Annotated in this window: 20 protein-coding genes; 2 read left to right on the top strand and 18 right to left on the bottom strand. The window is 48.1% G+C overall.

All coding sequences use genetic code 11. The features are described from left to right. Positions 1-33 precede the first annotated feature (33 nt). From EV212_RS05080 to yqeC, 4 genes are read right to left on the bottom strand one after another with little or no spacing between them, the layout of a single operon-like run. Positions 34-534, bottom strand: coding sequence for a (2Fe-2S)-binding protein (locus EV212_RS05080; RefSeq protein ID WP_132089817.1), 501 nt, complete (start codon positions 532-534; stop codon positions 34-36). Positions 535-547: 13 nt separating this feature from the next. Continuing rightward, entirely contained in the window at positions 548-1,375 is an 828-nt protein-coding gene (locus EV212_RS05075; protein ID WP_132089814.1) for an FAD binding domain-containing protein, read from the bottom strand. 9 nt (positions 1,376-1,384) lie between these two features. After that, positions 1,385-2,173 (bottom strand): selenium-dependent molybdenum cofactor biosynthesis protein YqeB, encoded by a 789-nt coding sequence (yqeB, locus tag EV212_RS05070; RefSeq protein ID WP_132089811.1) that lies wholly within the window; start codon positions 2,171-2,173, stop codon positions 1,385-1,387. Positions 2,174-2,188: 15 nt separating this feature from the next. Next, complete coding sequence (yqeC, locus tag EV212_RS05065) at positions 2,189-2,872, bottom strand: selenium cofactor biosynthesis protein YqeC (protein ID WP_132089808.1); 684 nt, start codon at positions 2,870-2,872, stop codon at positions 2,189-2,191. A 91-nt stretch (positions 2,873-2,963) separates the two neighbouring features. Here yqeC and EV212_RS05060 point away from each other — a divergent pair, with 91 nt between their 5' ends. Next, positions 2,964-3,671, top strand: a complete 708-nt coding sequence (locus EV212_RS05060; RefSeq protein WP_132089805.1) for a DUF421 domain-containing protein — start codon at positions 2,964-2,966, stop codon at positions 3,669-3,671. Between the two features lie 24 nt (positions 3,672-3,695). On the opposite strand, the gene EV212_RS05055 is transcribed toward EV212_RS05060, so the two are convergent. The 5 genes from EV212_RS05055 to EV212_RS05035 form a co-directional block, all read right to left on the bottom strand. Further along, positions 3,696-4,658 carry a D-2-hydroxyacid dehydrogenase gene (locus tag EV212_RS05055; protein WP_132089802.1) on the bottom strand — a complete coding sequence of 321 codons (963 nt, stop codon included), beginning with the start codon at positions 4,656-4,658 and terminating at the stop codon, positions 3,696-3,698. Positions 4,659-4,675: 17 nt separating this feature from the next. Further along, the gene (locus EV212_RS05050; protein WP_165873303.1) at positions 4,676-5,818 is read right to left on the bottom strand and encodes an alanyl-tRNA editing protein; all 1,143 of its coding nucleotides are present in this window, start codon (positions 5,816-5,818) and stop codon (positions 4,676-4,678) included. Positions 5,819-5,995: 177 nt separating this feature from the next. Beyond that, positions 5,996-7,366 carry an RNA polymerase factor sigma-54 gene (gene rpoN, locus EV212_RS05045; RefSeq protein ID WP_132089796.1) on the bottom strand — a complete coding sequence of 457 codons (1,371 nt, stop codon included), beginning with the start codon at positions 7,364-7,366 and terminating at the stop codon, positions 5,996-5,998. A gap of 238 nt (positions 7,367-7,604) precedes the next feature. Continuing rightward, the gene (locus EV212_RS05040; protein WP_132089793.1) at positions 7,605-8,222 is read right to left on the bottom strand and encodes a cytidylate kinase-like family protein; all 618 of its coding nucleotides are present in this window, start codon (positions 8,220-8,222) and stop codon (positions 7,605-7,607) included. 22 nt (positions 8,223-8,244) lie between these two features. Beyond that, complete coding sequence (locus tag EV212_RS05035) at positions 8,245-9,585, bottom strand: MATE family efflux transporter (RefSeq protein ID WP_132089790.1); 1,341 nt, start codon at positions 9,583-9,585, stop codon at positions 8,245-8,247. 123 nt (positions 9,586-9,708) lie between these two features. Here EV212_RS05035 and EV212_RS05030 point away from each other — a divergent pair, with 123 nt between their 5' ends. Next, entirely contained in the window at positions 9,709-10,608 is a 900-nt protein-coding gene (locus EV212_RS05030) for a LysR family transcriptional regulator (protein WP_132089787.1), read from the top strand. Here EV212_RS05030 and EV212_RS05025 read toward each other — a convergent pair. The 9 genes from EV212_RS05025 to EV212_RS04985 form a co-directional block, all read right to left on the bottom strand. Beyond that, the gene (locus tag EV212_RS05025; protein WP_132089784.1) at positions 10,568-11,008 is read right to left on the bottom strand and encodes a EutP/PduV family microcompartment system protein; all 441 of its coding nucleotides are present in this window, start codon (positions 11,006-11,008) and stop codon (positions 10,568-10,570) included. The genes EV212_RS05030 and EV212_RS05025 overlap by 41 nt on opposite strands. A gap of 13 nt (positions 11,009-11,021) precedes the next feature. Further along, positions 11,022-11,312 carry a BMC domain-containing protein gene (locus EV212_RS05020; RefSeq protein ID WP_132090017.1) on the bottom strand — a complete coding sequence of 97 codons (291 nt, stop codon included), beginning with the start codon at positions 11,310-11,312 and terminating at the stop codon, positions 11,022-11,024. A 77-nt stretch (positions 11,313-11,389) separates the two neighbouring features. Continuing rightward, positions 11,390-11,938 carry a BMC domain-containing protein gene (locus EV212_RS05015; protein WP_306812195.1) on the bottom strand — a complete coding sequence of 183 codons (549 nt, stop codon included), beginning with the start codon at positions 11,936-11,938 and terminating at the stop codon, positions 11,390-11,392. 2 nt (positions 11,939-11,940) lie between these two features. Continuing rightward, positions 11,941-13,293 carry a 4Fe-4S dicluster domain-containing protein gene (locus EV212_RS05010; RefSeq protein WP_132089781.1) on the bottom strand — a complete coding sequence of 451 codons (1,353 nt, stop codon included), beginning with the start codon at positions 13,291-13,293 and terminating at the stop codon, positions 11,941-11,943. A 4-nt stretch (positions 13,294-13,297) separates the two neighbouring features. After that, positions 13,298-13,582 (bottom strand): EutN/CcmL family microcompartment protein, encoded by a 285-nt coding sequence (locus tag EV212_RS05005; RefSeq protein ID WP_132089778.1) that lies wholly within the window; start codon positions 13,580-13,582, stop codon positions 13,298-13,300. Positions 13,583-13,592: 10 nt separating this feature from the next. Then, complete coding sequence (pduL, locus tag EV212_RS05000) at positions 13,593-14,516, bottom strand: phosphate propanoyltransferase (RefSeq protein WP_132089775.1); 924 nt, start codon at positions 14,514-14,516, stop codon at positions 13,593-13,595. Next, positions 14,516-15,271: a hypothetical protein gene (locus EV212_RS04995; protein ID WP_132089772.1), complete on the bottom strand. Its 756-nt coding sequence runs from the start codon at positions 15,269-15,271 to the stop codon at positions 14,516-14,518. Before EV212_RS04995 ends, pduL begins: the two co-directional genes overlap by 1 nt. 33 nt (positions 15,272-15,304) lie before the next feature. After that, positions 15,305-15,589 carry a BMC domain-containing protein gene (locus tag EV212_RS04990; RefSeq protein ID WP_132089769.1) on the bottom strand — a complete coding sequence of 95 codons (285 nt, stop codon included), beginning with the start codon at positions 15,587-15,589 and terminating at the stop codon, positions 15,305-15,307. 72 nt (positions 15,590-15,661) lie between these two features. Beyond that, positions 15,662-17,161 (bottom strand): acetaldehyde dehydrogenase (acetylating), encoded by a 1,500-nt coding sequence (locus EV212_RS04985; RefSeq protein WP_132089766.1) that lies wholly within the window; start codon positions 17,159-17,161, stop codon positions 15,662-15,664. Positions 17,162-17,187: the final 26 nt, after the last annotated feature.

Here is a 17,187-nt window from a genome sequence, read left to right as displayed (position 1 = left end):
TTTTTTACAATTCTTTGATTAATGTAAGATTTTTTATCGGACACCCTCAATGACCTCCCCTTTTTCAAATAATTGATAATTCGCCCGGGTTGCTCCCAGATAATTGCGAATTGCCCGATACTGACCCTCATAGCCCGTACACCGGCAAAGATTTCCGGCAAGATATTCTTTAATCTCCTGTTCCGTCGGTTTTTTCAATTCCTTTGCCATGGCGAGCACATTCATAATGAATCCCGGACTGCAGTAACCACACTGCTCCGCCCCCTGTGCAGCCATAAACCGGGCGAATTCCTCCGCTTCTTTTGCTACACCTTCCAGGGTGGTCACACGATGTCCATCCGCCCGGACCACAGGAACCGAACAGGATAATACCGTCTTTCCGTCCAGATAGACCGTACATACTCCACAATTGGTCGTATCGCAGCCGCATTTCACACTTTTAAACCCCTTCTCCCGGAGATAATCCAACAGCATTGTATCCGGCTCAACATGATCCTCATATACTTTATTATTAATCCAAAGTTTTATCTTCATTGCTGTGACACCTCTACATTTTTCCTTCTTCCGACTGGGATAAAACATCCCGTACCGCTCTGTAAATAAGAATCTCCGATAATATTCGACGATATTCGCTGCTGGCTCTCATATTACTTCCAAAACGCACCTTTTCACTGACTGCCGACGCAAACTGCCGGATAGCTGCTTCTGATGCCTCTTTCATTAAATTTTCTGAAAGTATTTCCGACAGCTTTCCTGAATTTTCTGCAACCACTGCTCTGGCCGGACGAGCCCCAACAGTGATTTTCCATTGACTGTCTAACCGGGACACACCGACTGAAAGTACTGGAAAATCCGTCTTTGTATTGCGGAAACTTTGATAAGCCGCCTTCCGTCCGTTTTTTTTCACATGCACCCGCACCAGAATGTCCCTGTCATAATCCATAGAAACAAATTCATCCAGAGGAATCCTGCCTCCGGCATACATTTCTATCGTCGTGTCCAGCGCCAAAAAAGCCGTCAGCGGATCGGAAAATCCAAAACGCTGATATAAACTGCCGCCAAGCGTCGCTGTATTCCGGAACTGAGTACCGACAATTCCCCTCAACGTCTCCTTCATCATTCCATGGAAATATCGGTTCATTCCCTCATGGCACTCGATATCTCTGAGGGAAGTCATACAGCCGATAATAAACGCTTCCTCCGTCTCCTCAATCTTATCCAACCCCAGATCACTCAGATCAATGGCCTTTCCGATCGCACGATTCCCAAGGCGCAGCCACATACCGCCGCCAAAGACAGCAGAACTCTTTTTCTGATTCAATTCATAAGCTTCTTCCAGGCTTTTTACTTTTTCATAGCCTTGTATGGTATACATCTCTTCCTCCTATATTCCATGCTCCCAGCCACAGACGGCTTCCAGCACGCCGCCGCCGATAGCTCTGGCTTTATCTGATATGGTAAAACAATGATTCCGTTCACACCGGGCGTCAATATCTCCTGCCTTCATCCCCCTTGTCACCAGGACCCCTTCCTGCAAAATGCCTCGCACAATTCCGGAAATCTGTGCCTTCACTGGCACATTCCCGGACATGGCTACTATCTGCCCGGCTTCGACCCGGTCGCCGATGGCCGTCAGAGGCATGAACCGTCCGTCTCCGGAAGCACGAATAATCCGTTCCACCGTGTAGCCACCGATATTTCCGGGAATCCCTGTATTCGGTATAGCGCTTCCCGAATCAATCACCCGGCCCAGATAATGCCCCCGTTTCGTCTCTATAACCCGATGACAGTCGATGCCGGCAGTAAACCCCGGACCTACACCGATGACAAACGGTGCATCCGTTATCTTTGTGCCAAGATTCTTCTTTGCCATAATGGCATCCACGAGTACATCCGGTTTAAAATCTTCCAGAATGACCGCTTCCGGATCCACAAATACCGGTATGCATCCCTCCGAAGATATCTTTTGTCCATCATTCAGACTATCTGCAAGCCTTGCACGGATACCTTCTACTTCCGCTTTGCCTTCGTAGACCGCCCTTGAAAAAGACACGCTCCGTCGGACCGCTGTTGGCACCGCCAGGTCCGTCATCCATACCCGGTATCCGGCCCGGAAAAGACGCCAGCCGATACCTGTCGCCAAATCTCCGGCTCCTTTGATCAATATCTTCACACCCACTTCTCCGTTTCATTTATTTTTTATCCGTACAAAAAAGAGCTGTTCCACTCCTTTTTGCCGAAGCTGTTTTCGAATATACTGTATTTCATGATAGATAAAATCATTATCCACCTGATTTATGACAAGGCCGTACCATTGACTCTCTTTAACATTCTTTCGTAAACCTTTGGGACTGGAGCCTATCTCAACAAGATCTTCCGCTGTTATCCGGTGTTCCGACCCACATTTTAAAATATCCATCACCCGTTCCGGTCGATGGCAGCTCTCAATCACGCTTCCTCCAAGACAGGAAGCGCCCAAAACCCCAATGACATGGGTGGTTTCTGGTCTCAGTACCGGCTCCCACATTTCCGGCGCTTTGCATGGTAAGCCACGAGAGCCGTCCGCTTCGATCAAAACCGGGATTCTCTCCGCTATCAATGTCTGAACATCCGCTTCTTCCGGCGGTCCAATTTTCCCCGATGCTGTCACAACACCCAATGTCTGCCGAAAATTTCCGTCATTCACAGGCCACATATGGGTCGTCGTGAAAATTCCATGCCGAATCTTCCGAAATGCATATTCTTCGGATAGACTTTCGATCAGGCTTGTCTTGCCGCCGGCGCCGACAATCGAGATCACCGGTGCCTGGAGATGTTCCAACCCGGTCGCCTTTAAAAAGCTGTCCGTTGACGAGTCATAAATTTTCATCATGAATTCCTTCCTATTTTAGCATACTTTCACCGCATTTGATACATACTATTCTCCATAAAAATAAGTTCTCTTCAGTGAAAGGAGCATCCCTATGCAGATTCTTTATATTATCATACTTTCCACAGCATCCATCGTGGAACTTTTTATCTTATGTAAACTTATGGGCTACCGTCAGCTCTCCCAGCTCAGTATGTTTGATTACGTCAATGGTATCACCATTGGAAGTATTGCCGCTGAAATGGCAACCTCTCTGGACGACAGCTTTGTGGAACCTCTCGTTGCCATGATCGTCTACGCTCTGGCCGCCATCCTTTTGTCCTGGTGGAGCAGTAAATCCATCCGGGCCCGGCGCATCATTTCCGGAAATCCGGCCCTTCTTTTAAATAATGGAAAACTCTTTGAAAAAAATTTCCGAAAAGCCAAAATCGACTTAAATGAGTTCCTGTCCCAATGCCGGATCAATGGCTATTTTGACATATCCCAACTGGAATCTGCCATTCTTGAAGAAAATGGACACATCAGCTTTCTTCCGAAAAGCGGAAATCGGCCGCTGACACCGGTGGATATGCAGCTCACTCCGGAACGGGATTCTCTTGTCGCCAATCTGATCATCGACGGCCATATTATGCCCCATAATTTGAAAGCTTCCGGAAAAGATGAGAAATGGCTGTCCGGCCAGCTCAAAACCTATGGGATTTCTGATGTAAAGGAGGTCTTTCTGGCCACCTGTGATTTAAAACAGAAATTTACCGTCTATACCTACTCTAAGGGTGAAATTCCACCGGACGTCCTCGCCTGAAAAAGGATTTTCACGCATTAAAACCTACCCGCGGACTTCATTCACCGGATGCCCACTTAAAAATGCATGGATATTCTCAATAAGAATATCCATCAGGCGCTGCCGTGTTTCCTTCGGCGCCCATGCAATGTGAGGAGTTATCCAGATATTTTTCGCCTGAAGCAGCGGATTGTCCGGTTTGATCGGCTCTGTCGACGCCACATCCACACCGGCTCCTGCAACCTTTCCGCTGTTCAAGGCGTCTCGTAAATCGGCTTCCCGAATCAATTTTCCCCGTCCTGTATTTAACAAGATCACACCATCTTTCATTCGACTGATGGTTTCTTTATTGATCATTTCTTCATTTTCTGCCGTCAATGGGCAATGCAGCGTAATGATATCCGCTTTCTCGTAAATCTCATCCATCGTCGCCATATGGCAGTGTTCCGTTTCCATGGACCAGTCCGGTGTTCGGCGATAAGCCAGGACTTCCATACCAAAGGCTTCCGCTTTACGCGCTACCGATTGTCCGATGGCTCCATAACCGATAATTCCCATCGTCTTTCCGGCCAGTTCCATCAACGGCCTATTCCAGAAGCAAAAATCCAGACAGGATGCCCACTGTCCCTGCCGAACCGCTTCCGCATGCATTCCCACTCTGGAGGTAATCTCCAACAAAAGCGCCATCGTAAACTGCGCCACTGCTTCCGTACCATAGGTCGGAATATTTGTCACCACAACACCCTGTGCACTGGCCGCCGCCACATCAATAACATTATAACCAGTCGCCATACAGCCAATATAACGGATGGATGGACAGGCTTCCAGCGTTTCCTTTCGAATCAGTGTTTTATTCGTCAAAACAATATCACTGTCTCCAACACGTTTGACCACATCTTTCTCCTCCGTCCGGTCATAAATCCGAACTTCGCCCATCGCTTCAAGTTCCGCCCAGGACAGATCTCCCGGATTTAATGTATATCCATCCAGAACAACAATTTTGTGCATCTCTTTTCCTCCTGATTTTAATTTTCAAACCAACGTTTGACTTCATCCACGTTGCCGGACAAGGTTCCCTGGATCATCTGGGCTGTACCGCCGCCTTTTCCCTGATACAGTGACTGTATCTCTTTGCCGAATTCTCTGGCCCGCTGTCCGCCATCAATGAGCACATAACGGTACAGGCTGCCGTTTTTGGCCAGAACCAATACCCGCTCTGCCCGGCCTGCGAGAAGATTGGCATACTCCCGGAGTTCATTGCCTTCCAGCTCATTTTCCAGAACACAGACCGCTTTGCCTTCCACCGGTTGACCGGCAGCTTTCATCGTGAGCATTTCCCGTTTCATCTGGACCATTCTGAATTTTAAATCACTGATTTCTTTCTGAAGTCGTTCCACAGCTCCGGAAATCTCTCCGGTTTTCGCCGATAAGAGATGGGAAATCTTCACGACGTTCTCATGCTTTTCCATATAATCCTCCAACGCCCTCTGGCCGGAAAGCATAGCGATACGTACACCACCCTTATAATTCTGTACGGATAAAATCTTGATCAGCCGGATCTCTCCCGTTCGGGATGGATGAGTACCGCAGCAGGCGCATCGGTCATATCCCGAAATTTCAACAATACGTACATCCCCGTCCAGAGCCTTTTTACTGCGATACGTCATCTGTTCCAGCGCATCTTTAGAAGGAAGCATTGCCTGAATCGGAATATTTTCTTCAATGGCCCGATTGGCCTCCGCTTCAATTTCCTGAATCTGCTCCTCCGTCAGTTCACCGTTGATATCCAGTGTGATTGCTTCACTTCCCATATGAAATCCCACATTGTCATAACCGTATTTTGCATGGATCAATCCGGAAACAATGTGCTCCCCGGCATGATTCTGCATGTTGGAAAAGCGAAATGCCCAATCCAGCCGTCCCTGAACCCCGGCGCCGACCGCCAGCGGTCTGTCGGCATAATGCCATACCTCTCCGTCCTTCTCATGAGTATCGGAAACAAGCGCCGTATCAATCCATCCTCTGTCTCCCGGCTGGCCGCCGCCTTCCGGAAAAAAGGCCGTTCTGTCCAGTCGTATTCTATATGTACCATTTTTTTCTTCACATTCCAGCACCCGAGCATTAAATACACGAATGTAAGGATCCTGTTCAAATAATCTATCTGTCATTGTTTTTACTCCTGTAATCTTCTGAATCATATACATTGATGTTACATTCATATTCTACTGTAGCAGGTTTAAAAAATCAATGGATTTGCTGAGCATAAAAAGCTCAGGGCAAAAAGAAAATATCGCTCCATCATCTGATTTGATGATTTTGCGATATCCTCTTTTACTTCACATATTTTACTGAAAACTTTTCCGTCCGCTGGCGTCTTTAACGCCCATTTCTTCCCGATACTTTGCAACTGTCCGACGGCAGATTTTCACGCCGCGCTCTACGAGCCGTTCCGTGATCACCCGGTCACTCAATGGCTTTTTCTTGTCTTCTTCATCGATAATTGCCATCATCAATTTTTTCACCTGCTCCGTGGTAATCTTTCCACCGCTGTTTCCAGCCGCAATACTCTTTGAGAAGAAATAATTCAATGGATAAATTCCCCATGCGCACTGGAGGTATTTATCCCGGATCGTCCTGCTGACTGTGGACTCATGAACATCTAAAATCTCGGCCACATCCTGAAGTCTCAATGGTTTTAAATGACCTGTACCCAGTTTAAAAAACTCTGCCTGATAATCCACAATACATTTTGCAACACGCATTAATGTAGAGTTTCTCTGTCCGATACAATTCTGTATCCATTCTGCCTGACGGATTTTTTCAATGATATAATTCTGGGTTTCCTTTGAAGATTCTGTCTCTAAGACTTTTTTATAAAAATGATTAATACCAATCTTCGGATATGTATATTCATTCAACAAGATTTCGTAGTAATTTGCCAGTTTAACCACTGTCACATCCGGTGTAATATATTTCAAATGCCCTCTCGCATCAAAACCACTGCCTGGTTTCGGATTCAGTTCTTTAATATGATCGCAGGCCTCGATCACCTGCTCCATCGGCAACTTCATCTTTTTGCTGATGACATGAAGCTGATTTTTCCCTAAAAGTTCCAGATAATCTGAAACAATCTTCCGGGCGGTTGCATCTTCCTCGTCTTCTCTGTCCAACTGTAAAAGCAGACATTCCCGAAGATTTCTGGCGCAGACTCCTGCCGGGTCCAATCCCTGGAGAAACTTCAGCTGCTCTTCTACAAAGGCAACGTCCGTGTCAAACCGTGCAGCCACATCCTCCAGATTTTCTTCCATATATCCTTTAGAATCCAGAGAATATACCATAAACTGAATCACATCATACTGCAAATCTGTCAATTCCACCGTCAAAAGCTGGTGAAGAAGATATTCGGATAACTCTTCACCCATACTTTCACTGTAATCCATCAAACGCTTATCGTCCGAATCCTCACCACCATATTCCTGACGGTAATAAATACGATTGCGTTCGTCGATTGAATCCAGCCATTCCAGCTTTTTTACCAAATCCCCGGCCTTATCCGGTGTCTCATAGGCATCCTCAATATCCACTACCGGATTTTCCAACGAAACCTCTTTGATATATTCACTCAATTCCTGAGAACTCATCTGGAGTATCTCCATCGATTGTATCATTTTTTGAGATAATATTTGATTTTGAGTCACCGACAATCGAATATCCATAATTCACCATACCTTTTCCAAAGCCTCGCCTTCGGCTCTTTTCACACTCCGTGTTCTTTCGGGTATCGCCTTGTCCTGGTCGGACAAGCCGCGAAAATAGCCTCGCCTTCGGCTCGGCTATTTTCCATTATACCTCATTTTCTTCAGAATGGCAAAAGTATTTAAAAAAGGATGTGATTTGTCATTAATGATAAAGCCGAGAAGCTGTTTCCAGATTCTCGGCCATTTTGTTTTATCTTCAGATATGTTTCACAGCTTCCGCAATCATATTGACTGTACCGTCAATACCAAATCTGGAGCTGGAAATAGACATATTGTAGGATGCGCTCCGCCCCCATTTGGCTTCACTGTAGTAATTATGATAGCTGGCACGCCGTTTGTCAATTTTGTTCATCAGGCTCTCGGCCCGCTTTTTATCAACATTCTGCCGTTTCATGATTCGTTCTGTCCGGTCGGCTTTATCGGCATGAATGAAAACGGAAAATACATTTTCCTGATTTTCAAGAACCGATTCGGCACAACGCCCGATAAAAATACATGAACCCTCCGCTGCCAGTTTCCGGATCGTGCGGCTCTGCATAATAAACAGGCTATCATTCGTCAGATAGTCCATCGAAGTGATCATCGCTGCATCTGCTGTCGGATTTCCGGAACAAAAACCGTTTAAAAGCCAGCTTGTGCGTTTTTCATCGGCATTTTCAAACAAAGACTGGGTCAGACCGGAATCAATAGCCGTCTGCTTTAACAATACTTTATCGTAACATGGAATACCCAGTTTTTTTGACAGTTTTTCGCCAATCTCCCGACCTCCGCTGCCATACTCTCGTCCAATACAAATAATTACTTTTTCTGCCATACCAAAGCTCTCCTTCCGTTAATTACTGCGCTTTGAATTGATCCGCCCATTTACCGCGCCAATAGAAAATTACCGACAATGCGGTAGCAATGGACCAGCCGATCGGCCAGGACATCCATATACCTGTGACGCCAAAAGATGCCGACATTATGTAAGATAAGATCACTCTCAGAATCAAATCCGTAAAGGTGGCAATCATAAAAGAAGCCATTGCTCCTGCACCCCGAAGCATACCATCAATCACAAGCTTGATGGAAATGACAAAATAGAACGGAGCCACGATTCTGAGAAAGGTAATCCCTGTATCCGAAGCCAGGACAGATGCATCACCGCTCATAAATAATTGTACCATATTCCGGCCAAAAATAAAGAAGGCAATGAAAAATGGCACTGCTGTCAAAAGCCCCATTTTGATACCTGCACTCAAACCTTTTCTGGCCCTGTCCACCTTACCCGCTCCCAGATTCTGGGCTGTAAAGCTGGACACACCGTTCCCCAGGGTCGTAAAACAGGTAATGGAAAAGGTATTCAGTTTAATCGCTGCCGAATATCCGGCAATGACGGAAGAGCCAAAGGAATTGACCAGACTTTGAATAAATATATTTCCAACAGAAACAAAACTCTGCTGCAAAATACTCGGCACAGCGATCATGCTGATTTTTTTCAACATACTCAAAGAAAAAATGTCATATTTTTCCGCTGTTTCGACTGTTTGAAGACGTTTAACAAGGGTTAAAAGCGCCAGTACACAGGCAATTCCCTGTGCGATAAAGGTAGCCCAGGCCACACCGGCCACTCCCCATTGGAAGCCGGCGACAAACCAAATATCCAGAACGATATTTCCCAGAGAAGAACCAATCAGAAAATACAAAGGCGTCTTTGAATCGCCCAGCGATGTGAATATTCCGGTGGCCACATTATATAAAAACAGGAAGAGGAATCCGCCGACATAAATTTTCAAATACAGAGCGCCGTCAGCAAAGATATTCTCCGGTGTGCGAATCATCTCCATCAGCCCTCTGGTCCCTAAAAGTCCTGCAGCCATTAACACAATAGATAAGACTACCGACGATATCAACGTCGTAAATACCGCTGTTTTCATTTTTCCATATTCTTTTGCACCAAAAAACTGAGATATGACGACAGCGCAGCCTACATTGCTTCCTACCGCGATCGCCATAAATATCATTGTGATCGGATACGAAGCCCCGACAGCCGCCAATGCATCCTCCCCCGCGAATTTTCCCGCGATAACACTGTCCGCAATATTATATAATTGCTGGAAAATTACGCTGATGAACATCGGAATTGTAAACTGCCAGAGTACTTTTTGAGGATTACCTTCTGTCAAATCTTTTATCATGCTTTTCATCCTTCCCTTATTGCTTTTATTTCCGAAGGGAATTATACTATAAAACAGATAATAAATAAAATCAATGGATTTTATATACTTCATTAATAGCATCTATGGAAAGGACAAGTCCTTATGAATTTCGATTTTTACCGTACGTTTTATTATGTTGGAAAATACCAGAGCATCACGGCTGCCGCCCGGGCTCTCTATGTGACTCAGCCTTCGGTGACCCATGCGATTCAGTCATTGGAGCGGGAACTTGGCTGCCCCCTGTTTATCCGTTCTCAAAAAGGCGTTCATTTTACACCGGAGGGCGAAAAGTTTTATGCATCTGTCGCTGCCGCCTGCGAAACCATTTTTCAGGCAGAGGCCAGCCTTGAAGCGGCGAAAAATCTTTCAGAAGGTCTGGTCGCCATCGGGGCCAGTGAAACCACACTGCACCACTATCTGATACCCATCCTCGCCGATTTCCGGAAAAAGCATCCGGGTATCCGTCTGAAGCTTTTTAATTCCAGCACTCCGGAAATGCTGAAGGAAATACTGACCGGACATATTGATTTCGCTGTTCTCGTTATCAACAGCGGCTACCGGCATGCAGATTTATCCTTCACTCATCTGACGGATTTTCAGGATATCATGATTGCCGGCCGGATCTTTTCAGACCTGTACGGACGCACTGTCTCACTGAAAGAATTAATGGATTATCCCCTCGTTTCTATGGAAAAAGGAACCATGACCCGTCAGTTTTTTGACCGTTTTTTCCAAGACCATCACCTCGACCCGGAACCGGATATTGAACTGGCGACCACCGATTTGATCGTTCCTGTCATTACCGGAGGACTGGGTGTTGGTATGGTTCCGGAACCCTTTGCCAGAGAAGCTCTTTCTCAGGGACATATCTTTCGTCTGGCTCTCAAAGAAACCATTCCACGCCGTGAAATCTGCCTTATAAAAAAGAAAAAGGCCTCCCTTTCCCTTACAGGTGAAGCCTTTATTCAATATCTTTTGTCAGATAATCGACAAGTTCTTTGATGCCCTCGCCGGTCATACTGCATATTTTAAAAATCGGATGAGCGCCGGCCAGGGTCAGACTTTTTTCCGACCGGATAAGCTGCGCCTCATCTTTGATCAGATCACCCTTTGTGATGACCCCCACCATTGGCTTCTGGAACATGGCCTGAAGTCCCGGCGGAAGTGTAAATGTCATGTCTGTCGGGTCCTGGAGAAGCAATACCACATCCGCCCCGAGGGATGTCACCGCCAACGCCTGATAAAACTGGCGCCGCTCCACATATTCCCCCGGCGTATCGATGATATTATCCGTCACTTCCAGTGCCTGGGTTTTCTTATAATTAATCGCCTGATTGGTCAAATACTGACACAGGGTTGTTTTCCCACAGGACACCTTTCCAATGAGCATTAACTTTTTCATACTGCGCCTCCCGTCAAGTCCGGGTAATCTGGGCCGGACTAAAGCCCAAGACATCGGCCAAAGTATCATTGACGGCAATCAATGCCGCCTCCACACTGGACACATCACCACAGATCACCAGAGAGCCGCTGAAACGATCCACAAAAACAATATCCACCGCTGCCGCTTTCGTCGCCACATCAGCGCCGATAATCGCCGCCTCGCTCGGCGTAATGGTCATAATTCCCAGAGCGCCCCGATTCTCCGTAATGACACCCAGTTTGGTGTACAGATCCTCCTTTGGATTGGCAATCAAATGGGCCATGGTCGTCTGCTTGCCGGGTACATATTCCTGAATAACCCTTTGTTTATCTTCAAAAACATTTTCCACGTTGTTCACCTCTACATCAGGCTTTCAAAAATTTCCGGACGCGGGCTCGGGATGACCACGCTGGAAACAAGTAATCCATTGTTTTTGCCTTCTTCGCTGCCGGCTTCCACAGAAGCCTTCACCGAAGCTACATCACCGGTCATGACCACAAAGGATTTGCCGCCAAGCCCCATACCAAGACGCACATCAAGCAAGGTCACGTTGGCCGCCTTCACCGCCGCATCGGCGCCATAGACCGCTGCTGTAATACTGAAAAACTCCATCACACCGATAGCCCCTGTGCCATGAAAATCCGTCGCCTGATGAATCGCTTCGATCACCTGGGGATGAACTCTCGGAATAACGGTGGAATCCACCACATGACTTTCTCCGACGGCCATTCCCGCATCCAGAGAAGCCTTTACCGCCGCGACTTCACCCGTAAACAATATACTATACTTTCCGGGACATACAGGTTTCGCAAAGGTCAGTTCGACCTGGGCCGCCTTTAAGATAGCATCGGCAGCCTCCACCCCTTTGGCAATACAGTTCAATTCAAGAAAACCTACCGTCTCGATCATCGTCATCCACCTGTCCTTTCAATGATGATCCGTTTTTCAACGGCAACCACCTTTCCGGAAATGCTGGCATGGATATTGGCTCCCATAGCCCCTTCCGGAATTCGTGCGATCAACTGTCCTTCTGTCACCCGGTCACCCGTCTTAACGACCGGTTCCGACGGCGCACCAATGTGCATGCTGACCGGAATCTCTACTCTGTCCGGCGTTCCTTCGGCACAGGTATCAATCTTTAAATCGTACCACGGCATCACTCCGACACGAGCCGCTACCCGTCCTGCCGGAATCTTCCGTCCTTCCCGGTTTCTGTCTGCCGTATATACAGTCTCTTCCCGCGTATAACGGATTCCCGCTTCTCTGAGTGCTCCTTTAAGTACCTGATTCACCCGTTTTGGCTGCAGGCCCATCGGACAGGCATATTCCTCACAGATGCCGCACTCACAGCAGATGGCCGCATTACGGACATCTTTATCATTCAGAATCTTTTTCATATCACCGGACATTGAAAGCTTTCTCATGATCTTATGGGGCTGAAGCGGATGGCCGATCAGATGTCTCGGGCACATCTGCGTACAATAACTGCACTGGATACAGGCGGACCGGGCCCGGTTCAGCATATGCTGGAGGGAAATCTGAGTCTTTCGTGCGATACTGCTGTCCTCCGGAAGAATGAGAATACCGGAGGTCGTCTTCGTCACCACCGCCGTCTTTGCCTCTTCCATCGTCATCCGGGTGCCCATCATCGGGCCTCCGGAAACAACAAAATATCTGGATTTCAACGTTCCGCCGGCCATTTCAATACAGGTTTCAAAAGATGTTCCGACAGGCACATGGAGTACCGTCGGTTTTTTTACTTCTCCTGTGACCGTTAAATATTTTTTTGTAAATGCTTTGCCTTCCATTGCGTCACTAATGCCGAGCATTGTTGCCACATTAGAGACCACGCAGCCAACATCCAGGGGAATTCCTGCCGGAGGCACCACCCTTCCGGTTACCTCATAGACCATCGTCTGTTCATCTCCCGCCGGATAAAAGCTGTCCATTTTCGCCAGCTTTACTCTGGAGCTCCGGTCTTTTAACACCTTTTCCAGCGCTTTAATTTCCTCTGTATATGTTTTTTTCAGGGCAATCCGGCATTCCTTTGCCCCAAGCATCTCTCCGACCGCTTCCACTGCAGAAATGACCCGGTCTCCCAGGTGTTTCATAATATATCTGTCCGTACGGAGCAGCGGTTCGCACTCAGCGCCGTTGACGATCAGATATTCCACCGGACCTCCTGCATATTTGACATGGGTTGGAAAGCCGGCACCGCCGCAGCCGACGATGCCCGCCTCTTTAATACAATTCAATAAGTCCATGGATTCACTTCCTGTTCTTGTTTTCTTTCATGATTTCCATAGAATCTATAATGCCCACAATCGCGCTGTCCACCGGAACGCCTTCTTTTCCGGCAGCCCGCCGGGCCGTACTGCCTGTGACAACAAGCACGTCCTCACCCACGCCGGCGCCGACCATATCTGCAGCAACAAAGACCTCCCCTTTACCCTGAGCCGTCTCCGTCTCCTTGACGATCATAAGCTTCTGTCCGTTTAAGGCTTCCTGTTTTTTGGTCGCCCATACGTGTCCGATTACTCTGCAAATAAGCATACAAGTCCCCCTAAACGATTTCTATCTTTTTATGTCCGGCTTTTAAAATATCCTTTGCCGCCGGTGTAAGGATCGTTCCCTTTGCAAAACGAAGGGTCCCGCAGGTACAGTCCTTCACCAGCTCCTTTGCCATCTTTTCCGTCACCAGCTTCTCACGGATCACATCGTCCCCACATCCGGTTCCGGAAACGCAGGTCTCCGTTCTGCCAGGGCATGCCGCATCGCTGCCTGCAAGACCGCCGCAGCTCTTTCCCTGCTGCTCTTCATTCAGTATGGCACAGACATTTTTTACCACTTCATTAATTAATTGTTCCATATCCATTGCTGACATCCCCTTACTTTCACATGGCGTGCCATAAAGGATAAATGCTTCGGTACCCACCCGGTATCCGCAGGCGTTGGCTTCATCAAAGTCGATATGCATGGCCGGAGCAAATTTTTCGCTGACACGAATCGGTACATCTTCAAAGATAACCTTCCGGTCGCTTTCCACTTCCACCCGGACCCGCTCACCGTCGCCTACTCCGTATGCCTCCGCATCCTGAGGACGCATATGGATGTGATTGCGCGCCACGATAACGCTGCCATTGGCTTTCATCTCGCCATGGGAACCAATGATCATCACATCCGACGCTCCGTCAAGATTCCCTGACAAATTTACCGGCGCCGTCAATCCGAGCTTCCGACAATCTGTCTTGGACAATTCTACCTGAACAGCCTCTCTCGGAGGACCAAGAACAGCCACATTTTCCACACAGCCATCTTTGGTTACCAGTTTCACCCTTTGTTCGCTCAAATACTCTCCGGGCTGAGATAAATCCCGCCGTTTTTTCAAAACAGCCCCTTCGCCGAAGAGGGTCTCGATCGCGGCCTGAGTTAAATGGACATGGCAGCCGGATGCTTCGATCAAAATTTTCTTTTTCTCTACGCTCATCACTTTCTGCCTCCCTCATAATAACCTGCCAGCCACCGGCAAAATACAATATAAACGCCGCTGCTCAGACGATTCAGGTTCCGGATAATATCCGGCCGCTCTACGACGCCCTCCGCCGTCATAAAGGCACGCGCCGCCGAAAGCTCCGCTTCCCGCACTCTTGCCCGGAGACGGTTCAGCTCCGCCGCCATCCGCCCCATCGTATAGTCGGGTATCGGATGATCTATTCCCAGATATTTTTTTACATTGTGGGAATTCTCCCGCAGCTCTTTATCGGTCATGCCGAGAATCTTCATCGGCTCCAGGGGTTCTTCCTTCACCTCGGCGCCCAGAATACACCGGACACCATAAAGAATATCGCCCAGGTCTGTCACCAGCTTTTCCTGTTTCCTGTCGCAGGCTTCTGCCTGAAGGCAGATGATCTCTGCCTGCAGACTGTCAAGCTGTCCCCGAAACGCAATGCGCGGATGGGTTTTCGGCACCAGAAGATTGCCCCGCAGGTGCGTCATATGTTCCGGCTTTTCACCGTATCCCGCACCGGTCTGTGCATCAATATATGTACGCTGTCCATGGCCCGGAAGAGGCGTCCTGGTCATCACCGCCGGCTGACGTTCCATGATCACCAGAGAAATGCCCCGGTCCCGGAGATATTCTTTGGCAAGAGGCGTCACAAACACATCCGGTTCAACTCGATATTCGGTTGTACTGTCCGCAAGGGTGGCGGCTCTCAGCATGGTCTCTGTCAAAATTTTCATAACCAAACCTCTTCTTTAATCCGTCCGGACTTATTATTTTAAAGTAGGAAGGATGTATTCTACTTCTTCGTGTGGACGTGGGATAACATGAACGCTGATCAGTTCACCCACATTCGCTGCCGCGGCTGCACCGGCATCCGTAGCTGCCTTTACAGCGCCGACATCACCGCGGACCATGACGGTAACAAGTCCGCCGCCGACATGAACCTTACCGATCAATGTAACATTTGCCGCCTTTACCATTGCATCGGCTGCCTCAATTGCGCCAACCAAACCTTTTGTTTCGATCATTCCCAAAGCCTGTATAACATCTGCCATAATAAATATCCTCCTTAAAATAAATATTTAAATTTTTTCTTTATATAGTATGTCTCTTTTGAAAGAGAATAACTAACCTCTCAGTTTTGCCAGTACCGCCCGGGTAATGGCTTCCACATCCTCTGCCGTCAGTCCGGATGCCTGTCCGGCACTTTCCGTCCCATAACAGCATGGGGTCTGCTCCGGTACCGGAACATTGTATTTCTTCCGGATATCCGAAAGTTCTGTCACTCCGCAGGCTACCCGGCGGATATTGATCAGATTCATCGGTGTGATATTATCCGATGTGGCGCTGCCGCCGACCGCACCGCAGCCCAGTGTCAATGCCGGAGCCAGGTTCGTCGTGCCGCCGACGCCTCCCAGAGCTCCCGGCGTATTCACCAACAATCGGGATACGGGCTTCTTTAAAGCAAATTCCCGAATAACATCCGTATCCTGAGAATGAATCGTCATCGTATGACCTGCACCCTCATTCTGAAGTATCTGAATACTTCGCTCGCAGGCTTCCTGCCAGCCTTCTTCAACAAAGAAAGCTAAAAGTGGACAAAGCTTTTCACGGGTATATGGATTCTTCTTAGACACTTCCGTCTGTCTGGACAAAAGTACCCGGGTTCCTGCAGGAATCTGTATTCCCGCCATATCCGCAATGGCCTGAGCCGATTTTCCGACAATCTTCGGATTCATCGTGCCATTGTCCCGAAGGATAAATCGTGCCACCTTTTCCGACTGGGCTGTATCCATAAAATAACCGCCCTGCCGCCGGACCTCTTCCACCACCTGGGCTTCGATACATTTTTCCGTCACAATTGACTGTTCCGAAGCACAGATCGTCCCGTTATCAAAGGTCTTACTGTCAAATATACGGCGTACTGCCTCCGGTATATTCGCCGTCCGCTCAATAAAGGACGGACCGTTGCCCGGACCAACACCGATGGCCGGATTACCTGAACTGTAGGCCGCATGTACCATCGCTTCACCGCCGGTGGCTAAGATGACGCCGATATTCGGGTCTTTCAGCAAAGCGTCCGTGGCCTCCATCGTCGTAAGCCGTATAACGCCCACAAGCCCTTCCGGCGCTCCCGCCTTTCTGGCCGCCTCCTGAATCACACTGACAGTTTCCAGAATACAGTTCTTTGCTCCCGGATGGGGGCTGATCACAATGGCATTTCCTGCCTTTAACGCGATCAATGTTTTATACATGACCGTAGAGGTCGGGTTCGTAGAAGGAATCAGTGCAGCTATAACCCCCATCGGAACTCCCACTTCCATAATTCCCTTCGCACCGTCCTCGTGAATCACACCAATGGTTTTCATGTCTTTGATGGATTCATAGGTAATGGTACTACCAAGAAGATTTTTCAACACCTTGTCCTGCCAAACGCCAAATCCGGTCTCCTCGACAGCCATTTTGGCCAGCCGCTCCGCATTGGCCACACAGGCTTCTGAGATGGCTTTGACAATCTGGTCAACCCTCTGCTGATCGAAAGTTCCAAAAACTTCCTGGGCCTTTTTGGCATCCCGGATTAAATCCCGGACTTCCTGGATTGACTGCAAGTCCATATCAAGTCCCATATATATTCTCCTTTCCGGCTTATTTT

The sequence above is a fragment of the Frisingicoccus caecimuris genome, from assembly GCF_004340975.1.
In the GTDB taxonomy this organism is placed as follows: domain Bacteria; phylum Bacillota; class Clostridia; order Lachnospirales; family Lachnospiraceae; genus Frisingicoccus; species Frisingicoccus caecimuris.
Note: the sequence above shows the minus strand (reverse complement) of the source record. Positions and strands in the feature narration are given on the sequence as shown.